This window comes from Neisseria sp. 27098_8_139 (assembly GCF_041433195.1).
In the GTDB taxonomy this organism is placed as follows: Bacteria; Pseudomonadota; Gammaproteobacteria; order Burkholderiales; family Neisseriaceae; genus Neisseria; species Neisseria subflava.
Genome location: NZ_JAPWBA010000007.1, coordinates 1 through 20,669 on the forward strand (window position 1 = coordinate 1; position 20,669 = coordinate 20,669).

32 protein-coding genes and 1 pseudogene are annotated in these 20,669 nt (G+C 43.5%); 29 read left to right on the forward strand and 4 right to left on the reverse strand.

The features are described 5' to 3' along the window. The first annotated feature begins 16 nt into the window (after positions 1 to 16). The 29 genes from rpsJ to rplQ all read left to right on the forward strand — a co-directional run bounded on the left by rpsJ (position 17) and on the right by rplQ (position 14,009). On the forward strand, positions 17 to 328 hold the full coding sequence (gene rpsJ / locus O3660_RS07570; protein ID WP_002642322.1) for a 30S ribosomal protein S10: 312 nt from the start codon (positions 17 to 19) through the stop codon (positions 326 to 328). Between the two features lie 251 nt (positions 329 to 579). Then, the gene (gene rplC, locus O3660_RS07575) at positions 580 to 1,224 is read left to right on the forward strand and encodes a 50S ribosomal protein L3 (protein ID WP_049350998.1); all 645 of its coding nucleotides are present in this window, start codon (positions 580 to 582) and stop codon (positions 1,222 to 1,224) included. Continuing rightward, positions 1,224 to 1,844: a 50S ribosomal protein L4 gene (gene rplD, locus O3660_RS07580; protein WP_003684798.1), complete on the forward strand. Its 621-nt coding sequence runs from the start codon at positions 1,224 to 1,226 to the stop codon at positions 1,842 to 1,844. Before rplC ends, rplD begins: the two co-directional genes overlap by 1 nt. Beyond that, entirely contained in the window at positions 1,841 to 2,155 is a 315-nt protein-coding gene (rplW, locus tag O3660_RS07585; RefSeq protein ID WP_002243944.1) for a 50S ribosomal protein L23, read from the forward strand. The genes rplD and rplW overlap by 4 nt, the downstream gene beginning before the upstream one ends. 5 nt (positions 2,156 to 2,160) lie before the next feature. Next, positions 2,161 to 2,994: a 50S ribosomal protein L2 gene (rplB, locus tag O3660_RS07590; RefSeq protein ID WP_049350999.1), complete on the forward strand. Its 834-nt coding sequence runs from the start codon at positions 2,161 to 2,163 to the stop codon at positions 2,992 to 2,994. A gap of 5 nt (positions 2,995 to 2,999) precedes the next feature. Then, a complete protein-coding gene (gene rpsS / locus O3660_RS07595; protein WP_002215422.1) occupies positions 3,000 to 3,278 on the forward strand; it encodes a 30S ribosomal protein S19 in 279 nt (92 codons plus the stop codon). A gap of 8 nt (positions 3,279 to 3,286) precedes the next feature. Beyond that, positions 3,287 to 3,616: a 50S ribosomal protein L22 gene (rplV, locus tag O3660_RS07600; protein ID WP_003749277.1), complete on the forward strand. Its 330-nt coding sequence runs from the start codon at positions 3,287 to 3,289 to the stop codon at positions 3,614 to 3,616. A gap of 9 nt (positions 3,617 to 3,625) precedes the next feature. Then, the gene (rpsC, locus tag O3660_RS07605) at positions 3,626 to 4,318 is read left to right on the forward strand and encodes a 30S ribosomal protein S3 (protein WP_003684753.1); all 693 of its coding nucleotides are present in this window, start codon (positions 3,626 to 3,628) and stop codon (positions 4,316 to 4,318) included. Then, positions 4,302 to 4,718: a 50S ribosomal protein L16 gene (gene rplP, locus O3660_RS07610; protein WP_003684741.1), complete on the forward strand. Its 417-nt coding sequence runs from the start codon at positions 4,302 to 4,304 to the stop codon at positions 4,716 to 4,718. The genes rpsC and rplP overlap by 17 nt, the downstream gene beginning before the upstream one ends. Further along, the gene (gene rpmC / locus O3660_RS07615; RefSeq protein ID WP_003684705.1) at positions 4,718 to 4,909 is read left to right on the forward strand and encodes a 50S ribosomal protein L29; all 192 of its coding nucleotides are present in this window, start codon (positions 4,718 to 4,720) and stop codon (positions 4,907 to 4,909) included. Before rplP ends, rpmC begins: the two co-directional genes overlap by 1 nt. After that, on the forward strand, positions 4,909 to 5,172 hold the full coding sequence (gene rpsQ, locus O3660_RS07620) for a 30S ribosomal protein S17 (RefSeq protein ID WP_003684766.1): 264 nt from the start codon (positions 4,909 to 4,911) through the stop codon (positions 5,170 to 5,172). Before rpmC ends, rpsQ begins: the two co-directional genes overlap by 1 nt. 227 nt (positions 5,173 to 5,399) lie before the next feature. Then, a complete protein-coding gene (rplN, locus tag O3660_RS07625) occupies positions 5,400 to 5,768 on the forward strand; it encodes a 50S ribosomal protein L14 (RefSeq protein ID WP_002215434.1) in 369 nt (122 codons plus the stop codon). A gap of 11 nt (positions 5,769 to 5,779) precedes the next feature. Then, positions 5,780 to 6,103 carry a 50S ribosomal protein L24 gene (rplX, locus tag O3660_RS07630; RefSeq protein ID WP_003684754.1) on the forward strand — a complete coding sequence of 108 codons (324 nt, stop codon included), beginning with the start codon at positions 5,780 to 5,782 and terminating at the stop codon, positions 6,101 to 6,103. Positions 6,104 to 6,112: 9 nt separating this feature from the next. After that, positions 6,113 to 6,652: a 50S ribosomal protein L5 gene (gene rplE, locus O3660_RS07635; protein WP_003684750.1), complete on the forward strand. Its 540-nt coding sequence runs from the start codon at positions 6,113 to 6,115 to the stop codon at positions 6,650 to 6,652. A gap of 2 nt (positions 6,653 to 6,654) precedes the next feature. Further along, entirely contained in the window at positions 6,655 to 6,960 is a 306-nt protein-coding gene (rpsN, locus tag O3660_RS07640; RefSeq protein WP_003684736.1) for a 30S ribosomal protein S14, read from the forward strand. Between the two features lie 14 nt (positions 6,961 to 6,974). Next, the gene (rpsH, locus tag O3660_RS07645) at positions 6,975 to 7,367 is read left to right on the forward strand and encodes a 30S ribosomal protein S8 (protein WP_003684738.1); all 393 of its coding nucleotides are present in this window, start codon (positions 6,975 to 6,977) and stop codon (positions 7,365 to 7,367) included. A gap of 13 nt (positions 7,368 to 7,380) precedes the next feature. Further along, a complete protein-coding gene (gene rplF, locus O3660_RS07650) occupies positions 7,381 to 7,914 on the forward strand; it encodes a 50S ribosomal protein L6 (protein WP_004464590.1) in 534 nt (177 codons plus the stop codon). 13 nt (positions 7,915 to 7,927) lie between these two features. Next, positions 7,928 to 8,281 carry a 50S ribosomal protein L18 gene (gene rplR / locus O3660_RS07655; RefSeq protein WP_003749287.1) on the forward strand — a complete coding sequence of 118 codons (354 nt, stop codon included), beginning with the start codon at positions 7,928 to 7,930 and terminating at the stop codon, positions 8,279 to 8,281. Positions 8,282 to 8,298: 17 nt separating this feature from the next. Beyond that, the gene (gene rpsE / locus O3660_RS07660; protein ID WP_003684704.1) at positions 8,299 to 8,817 is read left to right on the forward strand and encodes a 30S ribosomal protein S5; all 519 of its coding nucleotides are present in this window, start codon (positions 8,299 to 8,301) and stop codon (positions 8,815 to 8,817) included. Continuing rightward, a complete protein-coding gene (rpmD, locus tag O3660_RS07665) occupies positions 8,810 to 8,995 on the forward strand; it encodes a 50S ribosomal protein L30 (protein WP_003684808.1) in 186 nt (61 codons plus the stop codon). The genes rpsE and rpmD overlap by 8 nt, the downstream gene beginning before the upstream one ends. 1 nt (position 8,996) lies before the next feature. Beyond that, positions 8,997 to 9,431, forward strand: coding sequence for a 50S ribosomal protein L15 (rplO, locus tag O3660_RS07670; protein WP_049329187.1), 435 nt, complete (start codon positions 8,997 to 8,999; stop codon positions 9,429 to 9,431). 13 nt (positions 9,432 to 9,444) lie between these two features. Next, positions 9,445 to 10,758, forward strand: coding sequence for a preprotein translocase subunit SecY (gene secY / locus O3660_RS07675; protein ID WP_049329188.1), 1,314 nt, complete (start codon positions 9,445 to 9,447; stop codon positions 10,756 to 10,758). Between the two features lie 4 nt (positions 10,759 to 10,762). Further along, a complete protein-coding gene (infA, locus tag O3660_RS07680; protein WP_003684714.1) occupies positions 10,763 to 10,981 on the forward strand; it encodes a translation initiation factor IF-1 in 219 nt (72 codons plus the stop codon). A gap of 18 nt (positions 10,982 to 10,999) precedes the next feature. Then, positions 11,000 to 11,113, forward strand: coding sequence for a 50S ribosomal protein L36 (gene rpmJ / locus O3660_RS07685; protein WP_003697674.1), 114 nt, complete (start codon positions 11,000 to 11,002; stop codon positions 11,111 to 11,113). 67 nt (positions 11,114 to 11,180) lie between these two features. Next, complete coding sequence (rpsM, locus tag O3660_RS07690; protein ID WP_003749295.1) at positions 11,181 to 11,543, forward strand: 30S ribosomal protein S13; 363 nt, start codon at positions 11,181 to 11,183, stop codon at positions 11,541 to 11,543. A 19-nt stretch (positions 11,544 to 11,562) separates the two neighbouring features. Further along, positions 11,563 to 11,958, forward strand: a complete 396-nt coding sequence (gene rpsK / locus O3660_RS07695; protein WP_002216249.1) for a 30S ribosomal protein S11 — start codon at positions 11,563 to 11,565, stop codon at positions 11,956 to 11,958. Between the two features lie 19 nt (positions 11,959 to 11,977). Beyond that, positions 11,978 to 12,598, forward strand: coding sequence for a 30S ribosomal protein S4 (gene rpsD, locus O3660_RS07700; RefSeq protein ID WP_039863983.1), 621 nt, complete (start codon positions 11,978 to 11,980; stop codon positions 12,596 to 12,598). 25 nt (positions 12,599 to 12,623) lie between these two features. After that, positions 12,624 to 13,610 carry a DNA-directed RNA polymerase subunit alpha gene (rpoA, locus tag O3660_RS07705; RefSeq protein ID WP_049351000.1) on the forward strand — a complete coding sequence of 329 codons (987 nt, stop codon included), beginning with the start codon at positions 12,624 to 12,626 and terminating at the stop codon, positions 13,608 to 13,610. Between the two features lie 24 nt (positions 13,611 to 13,634). Next, positions 13,635 to 14,009 carry a 50S ribosomal protein L17 gene (gene rplQ, locus O3660_RS07710; RefSeq protein WP_003684792.1) on the forward strand — a complete coding sequence of 125 codons (375 nt, stop codon included), beginning with the start codon at positions 13,635 to 13,637 and terminating at the stop codon, positions 14,007 to 14,009. Positions 14,010 to 14,220: 211 nt separating this feature from the next. On the opposite strand, the gene cas2 is transcribed toward rplQ, so the two are convergent. The 4 genes and pseudogenes from cas2 to O3660_RS07730 all read right to left on the reverse strand — a co-directional run bounded on the left by cas2 (position 14,221) and on the right by O3660_RS07730 (position 20,492). Then, positions 14,221 to 14,547, reverse strand: a complete 327-nt coding sequence (cas2, locus tag O3660_RS07715; protein WP_049351001.1) for a CRISPR-associated endonuclease Cas2 — start codon at positions 14,545 to 14,547, stop codon at positions 14,221 to 14,223. Further along, a complete protein-coding gene (cas1, locus tag O3660_RS07720) occupies positions 14,540 to 15,394 on the reverse strand; it encodes a type II CRISPR-associated endonuclease Cas1 (RefSeq protein WP_318250583.1) in 855 nt (284 codons plus the stop codon). The genes cas2 and cas1 overlap by 8 nt, the downstream gene beginning before the upstream one ends. Before the next feature lie 126 nt (positions 15,395 to 15,520). Next, positions 15,521 to 18,798 (reverse strand): annotated as a pseudogene (gene cas9, locus O3660_RS07725) (type II CRISPR RNA-guided endonuclease Cas9). Between the two features lie 269 nt (positions 18,799 to 19,067). Beyond that, the gene (locus tag O3660_RS07730; protein ID WP_049351002.1) at positions 19,068 to 20,492 is read right to left on the reverse strand and encodes a sodium:alanine symporter family protein; all 1,425 of its coding nucleotides are present in this window, start codon (positions 20,490 to 20,492) and stop codon (positions 19,068 to 19,070) included. Positions 20,493 to 20,669 lie beyond the last annotated feature (177 nt).

Consider the following 20,669-nt stretch of genomic DNA (forward strand, 5'->3'; position numbering starts at 1 on the left):
TGAGGGATATTGATAAATGGCAAACCAAAAAATCCGTATCCGCCTGAAAGCTTATGATTACAGTCTGATTGACCGTTCCGCACAAGAAATCGTTGAAACTGCCAAACGTACTGGCGCTGTTGTTAAAGGTCCAATTCCTTTGCCAACTAAAATCGAACGTTTCAACATCTTGCGTTCTCCTCACGTGAACAAAACTTCTCGTGAACAATTGGAAATCCGTACCCACTTGCGTCTGATGGACATCGTGGACTGGACTGACAAAACTACTGATGCACTGATGAAACTGGATCTTCCAGCAGGTGTAGATGTAGAAATTAAAGTTCAATAAGAACTGAAAAACCGAACAGCTTAGCTGTTCGGTTTTTTATAGAATTCTTAGGCCGTCTGAAAATTTTCAGATATTTGGCAACACTTCATCCGAAAAAAATGATGGGTTTAAGAAGTTAAATTGAAATTTTTGTTGATATTTCTTTGATTTGTCAATTATAATGGCGGACTTGGTACATCCGTATCAAGTTTAACTTTGTCTGAAAGGCAGGCCAATCGTAGCCCGCCCCTTTACTTAAAAGGAAAATAATCATGACTTTAGGTCTGGTTGGACGCAAAGTTGGTATGACTCGCGTGTTCGATGAACAGGGTGTTTCTGTTCCGGTAACTGTTTTGGATATGTCTGCCAACCGCGTTACACAAGTGAAATCCAAAGATACTGACGGCTACACTGCTGTACAAGTTACCTTTGGTCAGAAAAAAGCTAATCGTGTCAACAAAACTGAAGCTGGTCACTTTGCTAAAGCAGGTGTTGAAGCTGGTCGTGGTTTGGTTGAATTTGCTTTGACTGAAGAAAAACTGGCTGAATTGAAAGCCGGTGATGAAATTACCGTTTCTATGTTTGAAGTTGGTCAATTGGTAGATGTAACCGGCACCTCTAAAGGTAAAGGTTTCTCTGGTACGATCAAACGTCATAACTTCGGTGCTCAACGTACTTCCCACGGTAACTCCCGTTCTCACCGTGTTCCTGGTTCTATCGGTATGGCACAAGACCCTGGTCGCGTGTTCCCTGGTAAACGTATGGCAGGTCAATACGGTAACACTAAAGCAACTGTTCAAAAATTGGAAGTTGTACGTGTTGATGCTGAACGCCAACTCTTGTTGGTTAAAGGTGCTGTTCCGGGTTCGGTTAACAGCAACGTCGTGGTTCGTCCTAGCGTGAAAGTAGGTGCGTAATGGAATTGAAAGTAATTGACGCTAAAGGACAAGTATCTGGCAGCTTGGCTGTTTCTGATGCTTTGTTTGCTCGTGAATACAATGAAGCTCTGGTTCACCAACTGGTTACTGCTTACTTGGCAAATGCCCGTTCTGGTAATCGTGCTCAAAAAACTCGTGCCGAAGTAAACCACTCTACTAAAAAACCATGGCGCCAAAAAGGTACCGGTCGTGCTCGTTCCGGTATGACTTCTTCTCCGCTGTGGCGTAAAGGTGGTCGTGCATTCCCAAACAAACCTGATGAAAACTTCACTCAAAAAGTGAACCGTAAAATGTACCGTGCCGGTATGGCGACTATTTTGTCCCAATTGGCTCGTGATGAACGTTTGTTTGCAATCGAAGCATTGACTGCTGAAACTCCTAAAACTAAAGTTTTTGCTGAACAAGTGAAAAATTTGGGTTTGGAGCAAGTTCTGTTTGTAACTAAACAGCTCGACGAGAATGTTTACTTGGCTTCACGCAACTTGCCTAACGTATTGGTTTTGGAAGCTCAACAAGTTGATCCTTACAGCTTGCTGCGTTACAAAAAAGTCGTTATCACTAAAGATGCAGTTGCACAATTAGAGGAGCAATGGGTATGAATCAACAACGTTTGACTCAAGTAATCTTGGCACCTATCGTTTCTGAGAAAAGCAACGTATTGGCTGAAAAACGTAACCAAATGACGTTTAAAGTTTTGGCAAATGCAACCAAACCTGAAATTAAAGCGGCTGTTGAGCTGCTGTTCGGAGTTCAAGTTGCAGACGTTACTACTGTTACCATTAAAGGTAAAGTTAAACGTTTTGGTCGCACTTTAGGTCGTCGCAGCGATGTTAAAAAGGCTTATGTGAGTCTGGCTGCCGGTCAAGAGTTGGATTTGGAAGCCGCTGCTGCAGCTGCAGATAAGGAATAAACAAAATGGCAATCGTTAAAATGAAGCCGACCTCTGCAGGCCGTCGCGGCATGGTTCGCGTGGTAACAGAAGGTTTGCACAAAGGTGCACCTTATGCACCTCTGCTGGAAAAGAAAAATTCTACTGCCGGTCGTAACAACAATGGTCATATCACTACCCGTCATAAAGGTGGTGGCCATAAACATCATTACCGCATTGTAGATTTTAAACGTAACAAAGATGGTATCCCTGCAAAAGTAGAGCGTATCGAATATGACCCTAACCGTACTGCATTTATCGCACTGTTGTGCTATGCAGATGGCGAGCGTCGCTACATCATTGCTCCACGTGGTATTCAAGCCGGTGCAGTATTGGTTTCCGGTGCTGAAGCTGCTATCAAAGTAGGTAACACTCTGCCGATCCGCAATATTCCTGTTGGTACAACTATTCACTGTATCGAAATGAAACCAGGTAAAGGTGCACAAATTGCACGTTCTGCTGGTGCTTCTGCGGTATTGCTTGCAAAAGAAGGTGCTTACGCACAAGTTCGTTTGCGTTCTGGTGAAGTGCGCAAAATTAGCGTAAATTGCCGTGCAACTATCGGTGAAGTTGGTAACGAAGAACAAAGCCTGAAAAAAATCGGTAAAGCTGGTGCTAACCGCTGGCGTGGTATTCGTCCGACCGTTCGTGGTGTTGTAATGAACCCTGTTGATCACCCACATGGTGGTGGTGAAGGCCGTACTGGTGAGGCTCGCGAACCGGTTAGCCCATGGGGTACTCCTGCTAAGGGCTACCGCACTCGTAATAACAAACGCACGGATAACATGATTGTTCGTCGTCGTTACTCAAATAAAGGTTAATTAGTATGGCTCGTTCATTAAAAAAAGGCCCATATGTAGACCTGCATTTGCTGAAAAAAGTAGATGCTGCTCGTGCAAGCAACGACAAACGCCCAATTAAAACTTGGTCACGTCGTTCTACCATTTTGCCTGATTTCATCGGTCTGACTATCGCTGTTCACAACGGTCGCACTCACGTGCCTGTGTTCATCAGCGACAACATGGTTGGTCATAAATTAGGTGAGTTCTCATTGACCCGTACCTTTAAAGGCCACTTGGCTGATAAAAAGGCTAAAAAGAAATAAGGTGAATCATGAGAGTAAGTGCACAACATAAAAACGCCCGTATTTCAGCTCAAAAAGCTCGTTTGGTAGCTGATTTGATTCGTGGTAAAGACGTTGCCCAAGCTTTGAATATCTTGGCATTCAGCCCTAAAAAAGGTGCTGAGCTGATTAAAAAAGTGTTGGAATCAGCAATCGCCAATGCCGAGCACAATAATGGTGCTGACATTGACGAACTGAAAGTGGTAACTATCTTTGTTGACAAAGGCCCAAGCTTGAAACGTTTCCAAGCTCGTGCCAAAGGTCGCGGTAACCGCATCGAGAAACAAACTTGTCATATTAACGTGACAGTGGGCAACTAAGGAAAAGCTATGGGACAAAAGATTAACCCTACAGGCTTTCGCCTGGCGGTAACTAAAGACTGGGCTTCAAAATGGTTTGCTAAAAGCACCGACTTTTCTACTGTTTTGAAACAAGATATTGATGTTCGTAACTACTTGCGTAAAAAACTGGCCAATGCTTCAGTTGGTCGCGTAGTGATCGAACGTCCTGCTAAATCTGCACGTATTACCATTCACTCTGCTCGTCCAGGTGTGGTTATTGGTAAAAAAGGCGAGGATATCGAAATCTTGAAACGTGACTTGCAAGCCCTGATGGGTGTGCCTGTTCATGTAAATATTGAAGAGATTCGTCGTCCTGAATTGGATGCGCAAATCATTGCTGATGGTATTGCCCAGCAGCTTGAAAAACGTGTTCAATTCCGTCGTGCTATGAAACGTGCAATGCAAAATGCAATGCGTTCTGGTGCTAAAGGCATCAAGATCATGACTTCAGGCCGTCTGAATGGTGCTGATATCGCTCGTAGCGAATGGTACCGTGAAGGTCGTGTACCTTTGCATACTTTGCGTGCGAACGTAGATTATGCAACTAGCGAAGCACACACTACTTATGGTGTACTGGGTCTGAAAGTTTGGGTTTATACAGAAGGTAATATTAAATCTTCTAAACCTGAGCATGAGAAGAAACAAAGAAAGGCAGGTGGACGTAATGCTGCAGCCAACTAGACTGAAATATCGCAAGCAACAAAAAGGCCGTAACACTGGTATTGCTACTCGCGGTAATAAAGTAAGTTTCGGCGAGTTCGGTTTGAAAGCCGTAGGCCGTGGTCGTTTGACTGCCCGCCAAATTGAAGCTGCTCGTCGTACTATGACTCGTCATATTAAACGTGGCGGTCGTATTTGGATTCGTGTATTCCCTGATAAACCAATTACTGAAAAACCTATCCAAGTTCGTATGGGCGGCGGTAAAGGTAATGTGGAATATTACATTGCTGAAGTTAAACCAGGCAAAGTATTGTACGAAATGGACGGTGTTCCTGAGTCTTTGGCTCGTGAAGCATTTGAATTGGCCGCTGCCAAATTGCCTATTCCTACAACCTTTGTAGTAAGACAGGTGGGTCAATAATGAAAGCAAATGAATTGAAAGACAAATCTATTGAGCAATTAAACTCTGATTTGTTGGACTTGTTGAAAGCTCAGTTTGGCTTACGCATGCAAAATGCAACCGGTCAGTTGGGTAAATCAAGCGAGTTGAAACGTGTACGTCGCGATATTGCTCGTATTAAAACCATTTTAACTGAAAAAGGTGCTAAGTAATGAGCGAAGCTAAAAATGTTCGTACTTTGCAAGGCAAAGTGGTAAGCGACAAAATGGACAAAACTGTTACAGTATTGGTTGAGCGTAAAGTTAAACACCCTCTGTACGGTAAAATTATTCGTTTATCAACTAAAATCCATGCTCATGATGAAAACAATCAATATGGCATTGGTGACGTAGTGGTAATCGAGGAATCTCGTCCTTTGTCAAAAACCAAGTCTTGGGTTGTAAAAGAATTGGTTGAGAAAGCGCGTACTGTTTGATTTAAAACACAGTAATGTAGCTTAATAAGAAACGAAGTCTTGCAGCAAAGTTAATTTGCGTGTAAACTTCGTTTCTTATCTTCCAGCTTCTTATGGAAGTTTCTCTCCCTTCGGGATCCAAGACTGGTTTACTAGAACCGTGATGGTTTCATTTAATAAGCAGCTTAAAGTAAGGTGCGAGTTATATGAAAGTGGTAAATTAAGTTGGTTAATTTAAAGGTACTAATATGATTCAAATGCAGACCATCTTAGATGTGGCTGATAACTCTGGTGCGCGTCGCGTAATGTGCATCAAAGTATTGGGCGGATCTAAGCGTCGCTACGCTTCTGTTGGCGACATTATTAAAGTTGCAGTTAAAGATGCAGCCCCACGTGGTCGTGTCAAAAAAGGTGATGTATACAATGCGGTAGTTGTTCGTACTGCTAAGGGTGTGCGTCGTCCTGATGGTGCGTTAATTAAATTCGATAACAATGCTGCTGTGTTGTTGAATAATAAACTTGAACCTCTGGGTACCCGTATTTTTGGTCCGGTAACCCGTGAATTGCGTACTGAGCGATTTATGAAAATCGTTTCATTGGCGCCTGAAGTATTATAAGGAATAGCGCGATGAATAAGATCATTAAAGGCGATCAGGTTGTAGTGATTACCGGTAAAGATAAAGGTAAGCAAGGTCAAGTAGTTCGAGTGTTGGGTGATAAAGTTGTTGTTGAGGGTGTTAATGTTGTGAAACGCCATCAAAAACCTAATCCAATGCGTGGTATTGAGGGTGGCATTATTACTAAGGAAATGCCTTTGGATATTTCTAATATTGCAATCCTGAATCCGGAAACTAATAAAGCAGACCGTGTTGGTATTAAGCTGATTGAAAATGAAGGCAAAGTTAAACGCGTTCGTTTCTTCAAATCAAATGGCTCTATCATTGGAGCATAAGGAGATAACATGGCTCGTTTGAGAGAGTTTTATAAAGATACAGTTGTTCCTGAATTGGTTAAACAATTTGGTTACAAATCAGTAATGGAAGTTCCACGTATTGAAAAAATCACCTTGAATATGGGTGTAGGTGAAGCTGTTGCTGATAAAAAAGTTATGGAACACGCTGTTTCTGATTTAGAGAAAATTGCTGGTCAAAAACCAGTTGTTACTGTTGCTCGTAAATCTATCGCAGGTTTTAAAATCCGTGATAACTATCCAGTTGGTTGCAAAGTAACATTGCGTCGTGATCAAATGTTTGAATTCTTGGATCGTTTGATTACTATTGCGTTGCCTCGTGTACGTGACTTCCGTGGTGTAAGCGGTAAATCATTTGATGGTCGTGGCAATTACAATATGGGCGTTCGTGAGCAAATTATTTTCCCGGAAATTGAATACGATAAAATCGATGCTTTGCGTGGTTTGAACATTACTATTACAACTACTGCAAAAACTGATGAAGAAGCGAAAGCTTTGTTGTCACTGTTCAAGTTTCCGTTTAAAGGATAATCATGGCTAAGAAAGCACTTATTAATCGTGAGCTGAAACGTCAAGCATTGGCGAAAAAGTTTGCAGCTAAACGTGAGGCAATTTTCGCTGTTATTAATGATGCTAATGCGACTGAAGAAGAACGTTTTGAAGCACGTTTGAAATTTCAATCCATTCCTCGTAATGCAGCACCTGTACGTCAACGTCGTCGTTGTGCTTTAACAGGTCGTCCTCGTGGCACTTTCCGTAAATTTGGTTTGGGCCGTATTAAAATCCGTGAAATCGCTATGCGTGGCGAGATCCCTGGTGTTGTTAAAGCTAGCTGGTAATAGGAGTATAAATAATGAGTATGCATGATCCTATTTCCGATATGTTGACTCGTATTCGCAATGCGCAACGTGCTAATAAAGCAGCAGTTGCCATGCCTTCTTCTAAACTGAAATGTGCAATTGCAAAAGTTTTGAAAGAAGAAGGTTATATCGAGGATTTTGCGGTTTCTGCTGATGCAAAACCGGTATTGGAAATTCAATTGAAATACTATGCAGGTCGTCCTGTGATTGAGCAAATTAAACGTGTTTCACGTCCAGGTTTGCGTATTTACAAAGCATCAAGTGAGATCCCTAGCGTAATGAATGGCCTGGGTGTCGCTATTGTTAGTACTTCTAAAGGTGTAATGACTGATCGCAAAGCCCGTTCTGAGGGTGTCGGTGGTGAGTTGTTGTGCATCGTAGCCTAGTGGAGAAAAGTAAATGTCACGCGTCGCAAAAAACCCAGTGACTGTTCCTGCTGGTGTAGAAGTAAAATTCGGAACAGATGCATTGGTTATCAAAGGTAAAAACGGCGAATTGTCTTTTCCTTTGCATTCCGATGTTGCTATTGAACTGAACGATGGTAAATTGACTTTTGCTGCAAAAAATGACAGTAAACAGGCTAATGCTATGTCTGGTACTGCTCGTGCATTGGTTAATAACATGGTTAAGGGTGTTTCTGAAGGTTTTGAGAAAAAACTTCAATTGATTGGTGTGGGTTATCGTGCCCAAGCTCAAGGTAAAGTTTTGAACTTGTCTTTGGGTTTCTCTCATCCAATCGTATATGAAATGCCTGAAGGTGTTTCTGTTCAAACTCCTAGCCAAACAGAAATCGTTTTGACTGGTGCAGATAAACAAGTGGTTGGCCAAGTCGCTGCTGAAATTCGCGCATTCCGTTCTCCTGAGCCTTATAAAGGTAAAGGTGTTCGTTATGTAGGTGAAGTAGTAGTGATGAAAGAAGCCAAGAAAAAATAATTGAGGTTCACTAATGGATAAACATACAACCCGACTCCGTCGTGCACGCAAAACCCGTGCGCGTATTGCGGACTTGAAAATGGTAAGATTATGTGTGTTCCGCAGCAATAATCATATTTATGCTCAAGTAATTAGTGCTGAAGGTGATAAAGTATTGGCTCAAGCCTCTACATTGGAAGCTGAAGTACGTAGTAGCCTGAAATCAGGTAGCAACGTTGAAGCAGCGGCTGTAGTTGGTAAGCGTATTGCTGAAAAAGCTAAAGCAGTGGGTGTTGAAAAAGTTGCTTTTGACCGTTCAGGTTTCCAATATCACGGTCGTGTGAAAGCTTTGGCTGAAGCTGCACGTGAAAATGGTTTAAGCTTCTAATATTTGGAGACTTTCAGATGGCAAAACATGAAATTGAAGAACGCGGTGACGGACTGATTGAAAAGATGGTCGCAGTTAATCGTGTGACTAAAGTAGTTAAAGGTGGCCGTATCATGGCTTTCTCTGCACTGACTGTTGTTGGTGATGGTGATGGTCGCATCGGTATGGGCAAAGGTAAATCAAAAGAAGTACCAGTTGCTGTTCAAAAAGCAATGGATCAAGCTCGACGCTCTATGATTAAAGTACCTTTGAAAAATGGTACTATTCATCATGAGGTTATTGGTCGTCATGGTGCTACTAAGGTATTTATGCAACCTGCTAAAGAAGGTAGTGGTGTAAAAGCTGGTGGTCCAATGCGTTTAGTATTTGATGCTATGGGGATCCATAACATCTCAGCTAAAGTACATGGTTCTACTAATCCTTACAATATTGTACGCGCTACATTAGACGGTTTGTCTAAACTGTATACCCCTGCTGATATTGCTGCTAAACGTGGCTTGACAGTAGAAGATATTTTGGGAGCTAACCATGACTGAGCAAAAAAAGATTAAAGTTACATTGGTTAAGAGCCTGATCGGTACAATTGAATCTCATCGTGCATGTGCTCGTGGTTTAGGTTTGCGCCGCCGTGAACATACTGTAGAGGTTTTGGATACCCCTGAAAACCGTGGCATGATCAATAAAATCAGCTACTTGTTGAAAGTGGAGTCTTAATATGTTTTTGAATACTATTCAACCTGCTGAGGGTGCTACTCACGCTAGTCGTCGTGTAGGCCGCGGTATTGGTAGCGGCTTGGGTAAAACAGGTGGTCGTGGTCATAAAGGTCAAAAAAGCCGTTCTGGTGGCTTCCACAAGGTAGGTTTTGAAGGCGGTCAAATGCCTTTGCAACGCCGTCTGCCGAAACGTGGTTTCAAATCTTTGACTGCTGCCGCTAATGCTGAAGTTCGTTTGAGTGAATTAAATCTGATTGCTGTGAACGAGATTGATGTCTTGGTTCTTAAACAAGCTGGTCTGATTCCTGTAACTGCTTCTAGTGTAAAAGTTATTGCTTCTGGTGAAATCTCAAAAGCAGTTACCTTGAAAGGTGTAAAAGCTACTAAAGGTGCTAAAGCTGCTATTGAGGCTGCCGGTGGTAAAGTAGAAGAATAAGGCTTGCACTACAGTGGCTAATCAACAATCTTTATCGGGATTATCCAAATTTGGTGATCTGAAAAAACGTCTGGCATTCCTTTTAGGTGCTTTAGTCGTTTTCCGTATTGGTGCTCATATACCGGTACCGGGCGTAGATGCTGTTGCATTAGCTAAGTTATACGAAGGCGCTGCAAACGGCATATTCGGAATGTTAAATATGTTCTCGGGTGGTTCGTTGGAGCGCTTTAGTATATTTGCAATTGGTATCATGCCTTATATTTCGGCATCGATTATTGTTCAGCTTGCTTCTGAAATTGTTCCTTCTTTAAAAGCTTTAAAGAAGGAAGGTGAGGCTGGTAGGAAAATAATTACGAAATATACTAGGTATGGGACGGTATTATTGGCTGTATTGCAAAGCTTTGGTGTTGCAACATTTGTTTATCTGCAAGGTGTTGTTGTAACGAGTTCGCTTGAGTTTCATATTTCTACAGTAGTCTGTTTGGTTACAGGTACTATGTTTCTGATGTGGTTAGGGGAGCAAATTACCGAGCGTGGTATTGGTAATGGTATTTCTTTAATTATTACAGCAGGCATTGTATCGGGTATTCCATCCGGTATTGTTCGGATGTTAACTTTGACTGAACAAGGCTCTATGAGTATGTTGATGGCGGTATCAATTGTGATTGGTATTTTGCTGTTGATCTATGCTGTAGTTTATTTTGAGAGTGCTCAGCGTAAAGTTCCTGTGCATTATGCTAAAAGACAGTTTGGCTCTGGAATGATGCCGGGACAAAGCATTCATATGCCGTTCAAGCTAAATATGGCAGGTGTTATTCCTCCTATTTTCGCTTCCAGTATCATTTTATTTCCATCTACACTTTTAGGTTGGTTTGGTTCAAATAGTACGAATTCTGTTCTTCATAAGGTTGCTGCAATGCTGCAACACGGACAGCCTTTGTATATTGTATTATTTGCCACAACTATCATCTTCTTCTGCTATTTCTATACTGCTTTAGTATTTAGCCCTAAAGAGATGGCTGAAAATTTGAAGAAGAGTGGTGCATTTGTACCGGGTATTCGCCCAGGTGAGCAAACCTCTAGATATTTGGAAAAAGTTGTACTGAGACTGACATTATTTGGTGCTTTGTATATCACTACAATCTGTCTGATACCTGAATTTTTAACGACGGCATTGAAAGTTCCTTTCTATTTAGGTGGAACATCTCTGCTTATTTTGGTTGTCGTTACAATTGATTTTAGGACACAAATCAATTCATATAGAATGAGTAGTCAGTATGAAGACTTGATAAGTCGTCCAGATATGAAATCTTTGTCACGTAAGTAGGCTTATGGCTAAAGAAGATACCATACAGATGCAGGGCGAAATCCTTGAGACTTTGCCCAATGCAACATTTAAAGTAAAACTGGAAAATGATCATGTAGTACTTGGTCATATATCTGGCAAAATGCGGATGCACTATATTCGTATTTCTCCAGGTGATAAGGTAACAGTTGAATTAACTCCTTATGATTTAACCCGTGCTCGGATTGTTTTCCGAGCAAGATAAACGATAAAAGGAAATAAAATGCGTGTACAACCTTCTGTAAAGAAAATTTGTCGCAATTGCAAGATTATTCGTCGTAATCGTGTAGTTCGCGTAATTTGTACTGACCCACGTCACAAACAACGTCAAGGTTAAGAAGCTAGTTTTCTTAACTATTGATTTTGTGGTATAGTGACATACTTTGCCCTAAAAAGGAAAAAATATGGCTCGTATTGCAGGGGTAAATATCCCTAATAATGCCCATATCGTAATTGGCCTTCAGGCTATTTATGGTATTGGTGCGACTCGTGCTAAATTGATTTGTGAGGCAGCAAATATTGCTCCTACTACTAAAGCAAAAGATTTGGACGAGGCTCAATTAGACGCTTTGCGTGAGCAAGTTGCTAAATATGAAGTTGAAGGCGATTTGCGTCGTGAAGTAACGATGAGCATTAAACGACTGATGGATATGGGTTGCTATCGCGGCTTCCGTCATCGTCGTGGCTTGCCTTGTCGTGGTCAACGCACTCGCACAAATGCTCGTACCCGTAAAGGTCCGCGCAAAGCGATTGCCGGTAAGAAATAAATTTTAAGGAATTTGATTAATGGCTAAAGCAAACACAGCTTCGCGTGTACGTAAAAAAGTACGTAAAACCGTAAGCGAAGGTATTGTGCACGTTCATGCATCTTTCAACAATACCATCATTACAATCACTGACCGTCAAGGCAATGCATTGTCTTGGGCTACCTCTGGCGGCGCTGGTTTTAAAGGTTCTCGTAAAAGTACACCATTTGCAGCACAAGTTGCAGCAGAAGCAGCTGGTAAAGTTGCCCAAGAGTATGGCGTTAAAAATTTAGAAGTCCGCATTAAAGGCCCTGGCCCTGGTCGCGAATCTTCTGTACGTGCTTTAAACGCTCTTGGTTTCAAGATTACCAGCATTACTGACGTTACCCCGTTGCCTCATAACGGTTGCCGTCCGCCTAAAAAACGTCGTATTTAATATTGGAGTGATTTAAAACATGGCACGTTATATTGGCCCTAAATGTAAATTAGCACGTCGCGAAGGTACGGATCTGTTTTTGAAGAGTGCACGTCGCTCTTTAGATTCCAAATGTAAAATGGATTCTGCACCTGGTCAACACGGTGCGAAAAAACCACGTTTGTCAGACTACGGTTTGCAATTACGTGAAAAACAAAAAATTCGTCGTATTTATGGCGTATTAGAGCGTCAATTCCGTCGTTACTTCGCGGAAGCAGCTCGTCGTAAAGGCTCTACCGGTGAATTGCTGTTGCAATTGCTGGAGTCTCGTTTGGACAATGTCGTTTACCGTATGGGTTTTGGCTCTACTCGCGCCGAAGCACGTCAATTGGTTTCTCACAAAGCTATCGTCGTAAACGGTCAAGTTGTTAATATCCCTTCTTTCCAAGTTAAAGCAGGTGATGTTGTAGCTGTTCGTGAAAAAGCTAAGAAACAAGTACGTATCCAAGAAGCATTGAGCCTGGCTACTCAAATTGGCTTGCCAAGCTGGGTATCTGTTGATGCCGACAAATTGGAAGGTGTATTCAAAAATATGCCGGATCGCTCAGAATTGTCTGGCGATATTAATGAACAGCTGGTGGTAGAGTTCTACTCTAAATAATGCTAGCTCAATGAGGGACAGTTAAATGCAAAATAGCACAACCGAATTTTTGAAACCTCGTCAAATCGATGTAGATACTTTGTCTTCCACACGGGCCAAGGTGTCTATGCAGCCATTTGAACGTGGTTTTGGTCATACTTTAGGTAATGCTTTGCGTCGTATCTTACTGTCATCCATGAATGGCTTTGCCCCAACTGAAGTAGTTATTTCCGGCGTATTGCACGAATACTCTACTATTGATGGTGTTCAAGAGGATGTTGTTGACGTTCTCTTGAACATTAAAGGTATCGTATTCAAGCTTCACGGTCGTAACCAAGTTCAGTTGACTTTGAAAAAAACAGGTGCTGGTGCTGTTGTAGCCGGTGATATTGATTTGCCACACGATGTGGAAATCATCAATCCTGAACATGTTATTTGCCACTTGTCCGACAATGGTCAAATCGACATGGAAATTAAAGTAGAGCAAGGTCGTGGTTATCAATCTGTTTCAGGCCGTCGCGTATTGCGTGATGAGAACAAACAGATTGGTGCGATTCAGTTGGATGCGAGCTTTTCGCCCATCAGTCGTGTTAGCTTTGAAGTTGAACCTGCACGCGTAGAGCAACGCACGGATTTGGATAAATTGGTTTTGGATATTGAAACCAATGGTTCTATTGATCCAGAAGAAGCTGTACGTAGTGCCGCACGTATCTTAATTGACCAAATGTCTATTTTTGCAGATCTGCAAGGTACTCCGGTTGAAGAGGTTGAAGAAAAAGTGCCTCCTATCGATCCTATCTTGCTGCGTCCTGTAGATGATTTGGAATTAACTGTACGTTCAGCTAATTGTCTGAAAGCTGAAGATATTTACTATATTGGCGATTTGATTCAACGTACTGAAACCGAGCTTCTCAAGACCCCTAATTTGGGTCGTAAATCTTTGAATGAGATCAAAGAAGTGTTGGCCTCTAAAGGTCTGACATTAGGTTCCAAATTAGAAGCTTGGCCGCCTGTAGGCTTAGAAAAGCCGTAAGTTTGAAGATTAAAGGATAATGACATGCGTCATCGTAATGGCAACCGCAAATTAAACCGTACTAGCAGCCACCGTGCTGCGATGCTGCGCAATATGGCGAATTCCTTGTTGACTCACGAAACCATCGTGACAACTTTGCCTAAAGCAAAAGAATTGCGCCGCGTAGTTGAGCCCTTGATTACCTTGGGTAAAAAACCTTCTTTGGCAAACCGTCGTTTGGCTTTTGACCGCACTCGCGATCGTGATGTTGTAGTTAAATTGTTTGACGAATTGGGTCCACGCTTTGCTGCTCGTAACGGCGGCTATGTTCGTGTACTGAAATACGGTTTCCGTAAAGGCGACAATGCTCCTTTGGCATTGGTTGAATTGGTTGATAAAGCAGCTGATTCTGCTGAATAAGCAAATTAATATGAAAGCACTACCTGTTTAGGTGGTGCTTTTTTATTTGGATAGATCCTTTCTCATTTCGCAGTGCTACAATCGAAAATGCAGTCATCAATTTGAGCGGCTATTGGATAGATCCTTTCTCATTTCGCAGTGCTACAATACCTCAACGGGAAATCATTATTCTATAAGGGTTTCCCGTTTTATTTTGTCTAAAAAAATGAGCTTAGAATAATGATAGTTGGTCTGAATTTACTCTTTTTTCTTGGGTTTTCAGCTCTCCCAACAGCAGTTTCATGGTGGCATATTGCTTCTCTGTTACTTCCAAACAGCGGATTGAACCTTCTTGCGGTAGGTTTGCACATAGCCTATTGTGGTGTTTTTGCAACGAATCACGGCCTTTGACAATACGGCTGTATACGGAAAGCTGGAGCATTTGGTATCCATCTTTTAATAGAAACTGGCGGAATTGATTGGCGGCTTTGCGCTTGGCCGCTGTGGTGACTGGTAGGTCGAAGAAGACGATAATCCTCATAAATTTGGCCTCACTCATATTGGTATTCTTTCAATGGCAAGATTTCAGGTAGTTTCAGCTGTTTGGCGTTTTTGTCGGTTACGCTGGCTTGAAATGAAGAAATCATTTTGTCTATGGCAGCCAAGGTGCTGAAGTGTTGCCGTTCGATGCAGATTTGACAGTGAAGGGTCTTGATAAGGTTTTGTTTGAGTTTGGGTGTCAGTTCAGTTTCCAGACGGCCTTGTTCGTACAAATGTATCACGGTCAGGTCGGCCAATGGGCGTAAGGGTTCGATAAAGTCATCGGCGAGATTGAATGGATCCAACTCACTTCTATGAAACAAGCCTAATGTGGGCAACCAACCGTATAAGGTCAGGGCGCGTGCAACTGCTGCACGGAGCACGGCGTAGGTGTAGTTCAATGCGGCATTGACGGCGTTGTTGTCATTACGGGTAAATTTTTCGCCAAAGAGGGCTTGGAAGTAGAGGGCGGCGGCTTGGGCTTCGCGGTTTCCTGTATCGCCCGAACGGACTTCAGATGCCAAAGTGCGTAACCGTTTGGCTGCAAGATCATTGCCTGTTTCGTCTGCGACAAATGCTTGGTTCAGGATTTTTTGGCGGACGATATGTTGCCAGAATTGCTTTTTTAAAGGTTCGCTTATATTCAGCTGTAGTTTGAGGATTTTGAGTTGGCGGTGATATTGGGCATAAGGCAGCCATTGTCCGCAGGGGAGGAACTGCTCGTCACATGTCAGTAGGGTTGCGCCATGTTCGGCTAAGGCTGATAGGAGCGGGGCGGTAATCAGGGTTTCGCGGTTTTCTATGATGATAACGGCGATGTCTTCTAATGGTACGGTATGGGACTCGCCGTTTTGTTGAATCAGCAGTTGTCGGCGTTACAAGGATAGTTTGCCGCCGTTTTGAATGAGCAGGCTACGCCAAGTCATATTTTTCCCCTTATTTTTATATAAAAAATCCCTGCTTCAGGCCGTCTGAAACAGGGATAGATTAATTTAACGGACAGGTGGACGTTGTTTCAGACGGCATGGTCTGATTTCTTTGCCCAATTCGTCAATTTGGTATTTTTGGAATGAAAGGGCGGTTTTGACACCAACACTTTGGAAAATGCCGTTTTTCCCTTTGGTATTATCTGTGTCATGTACACGGATATCAATCGCTCCTGTGGCTCTATTTAGACTAACAAAATAACCAAAGAATACGTTTTTCTTGGCAGTTACTTTTATTAAATCATTTGAATAAAGTACAAATTTAAATCTGAAGCTTTCATCTATTACAGTCCAGTCCTCTTCATCTGCATAAGCAACAACAGCCCTATCCGGCAAAATCCCTTTTGCGACCTGCCAACTGTAAATCGGGACCAGATAATACTTGCCGCCTTTCTCAAACACATCTACGCGCACCATGGTTGCATTGTCGGCAATACCGTTATGGTTGCGCACCCATACGCCGGTTTTCTGTACTTGCTCTACGCGTACGGCTTTTACCTGTTGGGTGCGGTTGCCTGCTTTATCGTATTTGTAAAACGGCTCGGCAAAGGCTTTGGTAGGATCGTCTTTATGTGCTTCCAAACGTGCTTTCAGTCCTTCGCATAGCTTAGGTTCGCGCTCCCGATTGACCATTTTTTCCAAGTCTTTCAGTTTTAATTGTGTCAGCGGTACGCGCAACACGCTGATGCCTTCGTCCAGTCGTTTGGCGGATTTGACGGTCTCCATATGGCCTTGCCCGCTCATCTTCCGATTGGGCGCGCGTGAAACAAACAGTGGCGTAACGTATTCGTGCACGGCTTCGGGGCGAGAAGATAATTTTTCTGCGAGCAGGGTACGCAGTTTTTCGGGGGTATCCGCTTCTTCAAATTCGGATTTGCCGTCCGGTTTGCCGAAGACGCGAATCATGACTTCTTGTGCGAAAAATTCCCAAGGTTGCGGGAAGTGTGCTTTTTGATGCAGCACTTCTCCTGTTTCTTTATCTATGGTTTTGCCGTCAAACGCGTTCATCTCTTTATAGCGTACAAAACGGGTAATTTTCTGCTGCATGGCAACGGTCGAGCAGGCAACGACGACGGCGTCCAAGGCGTGATGGCGGTCGTTTTCCGCACGCACTTTGCGCAATCCCCAAAAGCCGCGCAACAGATTGGTAATTTGTCCGTTGGATGCAAAGACACGTCTTTTCCCTTTACCTGTCAGCAGCATATGGTCGGCAACGAATTGGCACAGGAAACGGTTGACGTAGCGCGTATCGTTCAGATTGCGTTCTTTAAAGCCATCTTCATCGAATTTTTGCAGCAGAATCCGTTGTTTTTTACTGCGTGGGAAACGGCTGGTTTCGACACGCGCTTTAAATTCCTGCCATTCGCGGTTGTTGTCTTTGCCGTTGAAGTATTCGTAAGGGGTTTGGTTGCCTTTGTTCTGGTTTTCGCTGCCCAATACCAGCACTTTATTGTTGAAACTGTCGTCCCATGTGCGTGAGAACGGCAGGGCATGGTCGATTTCGACATAACCTTTTTCGTTCAGACGGCCTAAGTTGATTTCTTTGCCCGAATACAGGCATTTGCCGTGTTGTTGCTCGTACAGGCGCAGTTTCAGAATATCTTTGGATTTGGGTTCGCCGACAAAATTGGGGAAATACTCTCGGAATTTGGCGGCGGCTTTTTCCCGGTCTTTACGGTTTTCTTCTTGGCGTTTTTCGATTTCTTTGCGGTCTTTAAACGATTTTCCTACTTCCCTTGCCGTTTCAATATGGATACGGGCAGGGGGGCCGTAACGCCGAACCACGCCGTTAATGACTTTTCTGGCTTGAGATAAGGCGCGTAAGACGACGGGGTTGCGGATTTCGTCGGCAGGAATCGGTGGTAGAACAGATTCTTTTTTAGTTGACTGCGGAGGATAAACTTTTCTCCAAGCAGTATCGTAGTCATCACCTTGTTCCATAAAAGGAAGGATATTTTTCAATGCTTCTAAAGATAAATTCACAGTGCATGTAAAATCAACATGATTACACAAAATATTAAGAATATCTTGATCTTCTTTTATCTTACCGGACAAGAGGGCTTTTCTTCTCTCATCATTTTTACAGATGGTAAAAACTGTTCCGATTTCATCTAGTAAATTATGATTGCTTGAAAGGCTCTGCCATTCTGTTTTTCTTCCGTTCCCTTCTAAAGTTTCCTTAATTTTGTGCCAGAATTTCATTTCTATGAATTTCGTATCTTTTTCAATTTTATCTGATGATTTTATCTCCCCCTTTTTATCTTTTTGATGATATCTAATATTAAAAAGAGCATTGGGAGAAAGGGTGGTTAAGGCATTCCTTACTTGTTGATAGTTGACGGTCTTTAATTTATATGGAAGATCTATAAGTATTTGACGTTCTATTTCAGTTAATTTCCTAGTGCCAAATTCATCCGTTATCCTCAAATTAGCCAACTTGCTTAACCATATAAAACGTTCTGCGCTCCAACTATGTTTTGCTGCTCTGGATTTATTTTTTCAAAAGTACATTTTCCTTGCATCCGCAGAATAGCACTTTCATCAGGAATAGAATCTCTTTGCGTCATCAGCAGGGTTTCAATACCTTCTTTAAGGCCGTCTGAAATATGCGGATTGCCGAATTCTTTTTGTTTTTCAAACAGTAAATTCAGCTCCGCCTGCAAATCTTTGCGGCTGAACGTATGCGAATAATCGCCGCGCTGGTTGCGGATATGGCCGCTTTCTTTCTCAAATTTATTTAAAGTCAATTCGGCCGGTGTGCGGAATTTGCCTGTCTGTAAGGCATGGGCATTGTCGGCTACGCCTTTAAGCAAAGCACCAAGCTCCTTATCGGCAGTTTCGCCCTCGTTTTTTCTTTGCGACAAATAGCCGCGGTGTTTGATTAAATGTAGTAAGACTGCCGACCACTCTAAAGGCGTCAGTTTGCGGTCTAATGCGGCTGTGCGAAGTTGCCATGGTGTATTCGGTAAGGATTTAATCAAGCCGTTTTCATCAAAATCGGCGGCTTGTAATACGCCTTCGCGTTTCAATAGGCGACGGGCCCGAAGCAGGCGGTGGGCGCGACGGCGGGTCAGGCGGCGGACGCTGCGTGCCAAGCGTCTTGCCGCTGCGAGAGAGTCACCTGTTTTCGGTACTTCTGCACGCTCAAATACACGCACGCCCAAATCAATCAGGCGGATGGGGTTTTCTTCTTCGTCAATTTCTACCATTGCCCAGCCGACGGATGTGATGCCGATATCTAGGCCGAGGATGTAGTTGATTGGATTGGGTTTGAATGCAGCCATCAGTTTCTCCGTAATATGATGTTTAGTAAGTATAAATATATCCTAGGTAAGTATTTCCATGCAAATGAAATGCTTGACTGGGTGTCGATTTGGAATTAGAATCTGTCCATATTGTTGCACTGCGAAATGAGAAACGTTGCTACAATAAGGCCGTCTGAAAAGATGTGCCGCAACGCTCTGCCCCTTAAGGCTTCCGCTTTAAGGGGCATCGTTTTGTCTAAATGGCAGGGATTAAAAAGGCCGTCTGAAATTTCAGACGGCCTTTGGTGTTACCAGATATCGGATTTGATTTTGCGTTTCAAGCCTGGGTGTTCGGAGAGTTTGAACTCTGGGGCTTTGCCCATTTTCAGCTTGGCTGTGTAGTCTTTCAACAGCAGGAAGGCAAGTGGGGACAGGAGCAGGATAGCGACGAGGTTAATCCATGCCATGATGCCCATTGCCATGTCTGCCATATCCCATACCAAGGGTACGTTGGCAACTGCGCCGAAGTAGACCCATGCCAAAACCAGCATACGGAAAACGGCGGTAACCAGCCAATGGCTCTTGATGAATTGGACGTTGGACTCGGCATAGGCATAGTTACCGATAACGGTTGAAAAGGCAAACATAAACAGGATGACGGCAAGGAAGCCCGCGCCCCATTCGCCTACCTGGCTGACGATTGCCGCTTGGGTCAGCGCCGCACCGCTCAGGTCGCCGTAAGGCTGTTGATAGGTCAAGACGATAAAGGCGGTGCATGAGCAGACGATGATGGTATCGACGAAAACGCCCAGCATTTGAATCATGCCTTGGGAGACGGGGTGTTTCACTTCGGCTGCGGCTGCGGTATTTGGCGCAGAACCCATACCTGCCTCATTGGAATACAGACCGCGTTTGATACCCTGTATCATGGTGGTCGAAATCAGACCGCCGAGGAAACCGCCTGCAGCCGAATCGAAGTTGAACGCGTTGGAGAAAATCTGACCGAACACGTCAGGAATCAGGGAAATATTGGTAGCAATGATGAAGAGTGCTATGACGAGATATAAAACTGCCATCAGCGGAACGATGATTTCCGCGGCTTTGGATACGCGGCGGATACCGCCGAAGATAATCGGGGCAGTCAGAATGACTAGGGCGACACCGACATAGTGTTGATCCCAGCCCCATGCCGCTTTGGTGGTATCGGCGATGGTATTGGTCTGTACAGCTTCAAATACAAAGCCGAAACAGAAAATCAGGCTCAGGGCGAACAAAACGCCCAGCCATTTTTGTCCCAGGCCTTGAGTGATGTAGTAGGCGGGGCCGCCGCGGAAGTGGTGGTTGTCGTAGTCCCGGACTTTAAAGAGTTGGGCCAGTGAAGATTCGACAAACGCCGAACTCATGCCGATTAAGGCGGTTACCCACATCCAGAACACCGCGCCCGGTCCGCCGAGTTTGATGGCAATCGCCACGCCGGCGATGTTGCCCACGCCTACGCGGCTGGCCAAGCCGGTAACGAATGCTTGGAACGGTGTGATTCCGTGCGGATCATCACCTTGTTTGCGGCCGCCCAACATTTCTTTAATACTGCGGCCGAAGAGGCGGAATTGTACAAAACCGGTGGTAACGGTGAAAAAGAGGCCTGCGCCTAAAAGCATATATACCAACCCCGACCACATTTGGTCGTTGATGGCGTTTACCAATCCGTGAAGCTGTTCGAAAAATTGATCCATACAAACCTTTCAGAGTTTCTGCATTTTCAGACGGCCTGTGTGTGGAGGCTGTCTGTAACTGGATGTATTCTAGCAGACTGTCAACAAACTGAAAAACGTTTACATATTCTTTTTTATATTATCTTTTTGATTATCATGTAATTTTATTATTATGATGTAAAGGATTTATTGATTTAA

What these genes read in the sequence shown, in the direction of transcription:
- rplV (WP_003749277.1), top strand. Translation starts at nt 3,287, where the DNA reads ATGAGAGTAAGTGCACAACATAAAAACGCCCGTATTTCAGCTCAAAAA.
- rpsD (WP_039863983.1), top strand. Translation starts at nt 11,978, where the DNA reads ATGGCACGTTATATTGGCCCTAAATGTAAATTAGCACGTCGCGAAGGT.
- O3660_RS07730 (WP_049351002.1), bottom strand. Translation starts at nt 20,492, where the DNA reads ATGGATCAATTTTTCGAACAGCTTCACGGATTGGTAAACGCCATCAAC.
- rpmJ (WP_003697674.1), top strand. Translation starts at nt 11,000, where the DNA reads ATGCGTGTACAACCTTCTGTAAAGAAAATTTGTCGCAATTGCAAGATT.
- rpsH (WP_003684738.1), top strand. Translation starts at nt 6,975, where the DNA reads ATGAGTATGCATGATCCTATTTCCGATATGTTGACTCGTATTCGCAAT.
- rplF (WP_004464590.1), top strand. Translation starts at nt 7,381, where the DNA reads ATGTCACGCGTCGCAAAAAACCCAGTGACTGTTCCTGCTGGTGTAGAA.
- rpsK (WP_002216249.1), top strand. Translation starts at nt 11,563, where the DNA reads ATGGCTAAAGCAAACACAGCTTCGCGTGTACGTAAAAAAGTACGTAAA.
- cas2 (WP_049351001.1), bottom strand. Translation starts at nt 14,547, where the DNA reads ATGAGTGAGGCCAAATTTATGAGGATTATCGTCTTCTTCGACCTACCA.
- rpsE (WP_003684704.1), top strand. Translation starts at nt 8,299, where the DNA reads ATGGCAAAACATGAAATTGAAGAACGCGGTGACGGACTGATTGAAAAG.
- rplR (WP_003749287.1), top strand. Translation starts at nt 7,928, where the DNA reads ATGGATAAACATACAACCCGACTCCGTCGTGCACGCAAAACCCGTGCG.
- rplO (WP_049329187.1), top strand. Translation starts at nt 8,997, where the DNA reads ATGTTTTTGAATACTATTCAACCTGCTGAGGGTGCTACTCACGCTAGT.
- rpsQ (WP_003684766.1), top strand. Translation starts at nt 4,909, where the DNA reads ATGAGCGAAGCTAAAAATGTTCGTACTTTGCAAGGCAAAGTGGTAAGC.
- rpsC (WP_003684753.1), top strand. Translation starts at nt 3,626, where the DNA reads ATGGGACAAAAGATTAACCCTACAGGCTTTCGCCTGGCGGTAACTAAA.
- rpmC (WP_003684705.1), top strand. Translation starts at nt 4,718, where the DNA reads ATGAAAGCAAATGAATTGAAAGACAAATCTATTGAGCAATTAAACTCT.
- rplX (WP_003684754.1), top strand. Translation starts at nt 5,780, where the DNA reads ATGAATAAGATCATTAAAGGCGATCAGGTTGTAGTGATTACCGGTAAA.
- rpmD (WP_003684808.1), top strand. Translation starts at nt 8,810, where the DNA reads ATGACTGAGCAAAAAAAGATTAAAGTTACATTGGTTAAGAGCCTGATC.
- rplE (WP_003684750.1), top strand. Translation starts at nt 6,113, where the DNA reads ATGGCTCGTTTGAGAGAGTTTTATAAAGATACAGTTGTTCCTGAATTG.
- infA (WP_003684714.1), top strand. Translation starts at nt 10,763, where the DNA reads ATGGCTAAAGAAGATACCATACAGATGCAGGGCGAAATCCTTGAGACT.
- rplD (WP_003684798.1), top strand. Translation starts at nt 1,224, where the DNA reads ATGGAATTGAAAGTAATTGACGCTAAAGGACAAGTATCTGGCAGCTTG.
- rplN (WP_002215434.1), top strand. Translation starts at nt 5,400, where the DNA reads ATGATTCAAATGCAGACCATCTTAGATGTGGCTGATAACTCTGGTGCG.
- rpoA (WP_049351000.1), top strand. Translation starts at nt 12,624, where the DNA reads ATGCAAAATAGCACAACCGAATTTTTGAAACCTCGTCAAATCGATGTA.
- rpsJ (WP_002642322.1), top strand. Translation starts at nt 17, where the DNA reads ATGGCAAACCAAAAAATCCGTATCCGCCTGAAAGCTTATGATTACAGT.
- rplQ (WP_003684792.1), top strand. Translation starts at nt 13,635, where the DNA reads ATGCGTCATCGTAATGGCAACCGCAAATTAAACCGTACTAGCAGCCAC.
- rpsM (WP_003749295.1), top strand. Translation starts at nt 11,181, where the DNA reads ATGGCTCGTATTGCAGGGGTAAATATCCCTAATAATGCCCATATCGTA.
- rplC (WP_049350998.1), top strand. Translation starts at nt 580, where the DNA reads ATGACTTTAGGTCTGGTTGGACGCAAAGTTGGTATGACTCGCGTGTTC.
- rpsN (WP_003684736.1), top strand. Translation starts at nt 6,655, where the DNA reads ATGGCTAAGAAAGCACTTATTAATCGTGAGCTGAAACGTCAAGCATTG.
- rpsS (WP_002215422.1), top strand. Translation starts at nt 3,000, where the DNA reads ATGGCTCGTTCATTAAAAAAAGGCCCATATGTAGACCTGCATTTGCTG.
- rplP (WP_003684741.1), top strand. Translation starts at nt 4,302, where the DNA reads ATGCTGCAGCCAACTAGACTGAAATATCGCAAGCAACAAAAAGGCCGT.
- rplW (WP_002243944.1), top strand. Translation starts at nt 1,841, where the DNA reads ATGAATCAACAACGTTTGACTCAAGTAATCTTGGCACCTATCGTTTCT.
- rplB (WP_049350999.1), top strand. Translation starts at nt 2,161, where the DNA reads ATGGCAATCGTTAAAATGAAGCCGACCTCTGCAGGCCGTCGCGGCATG.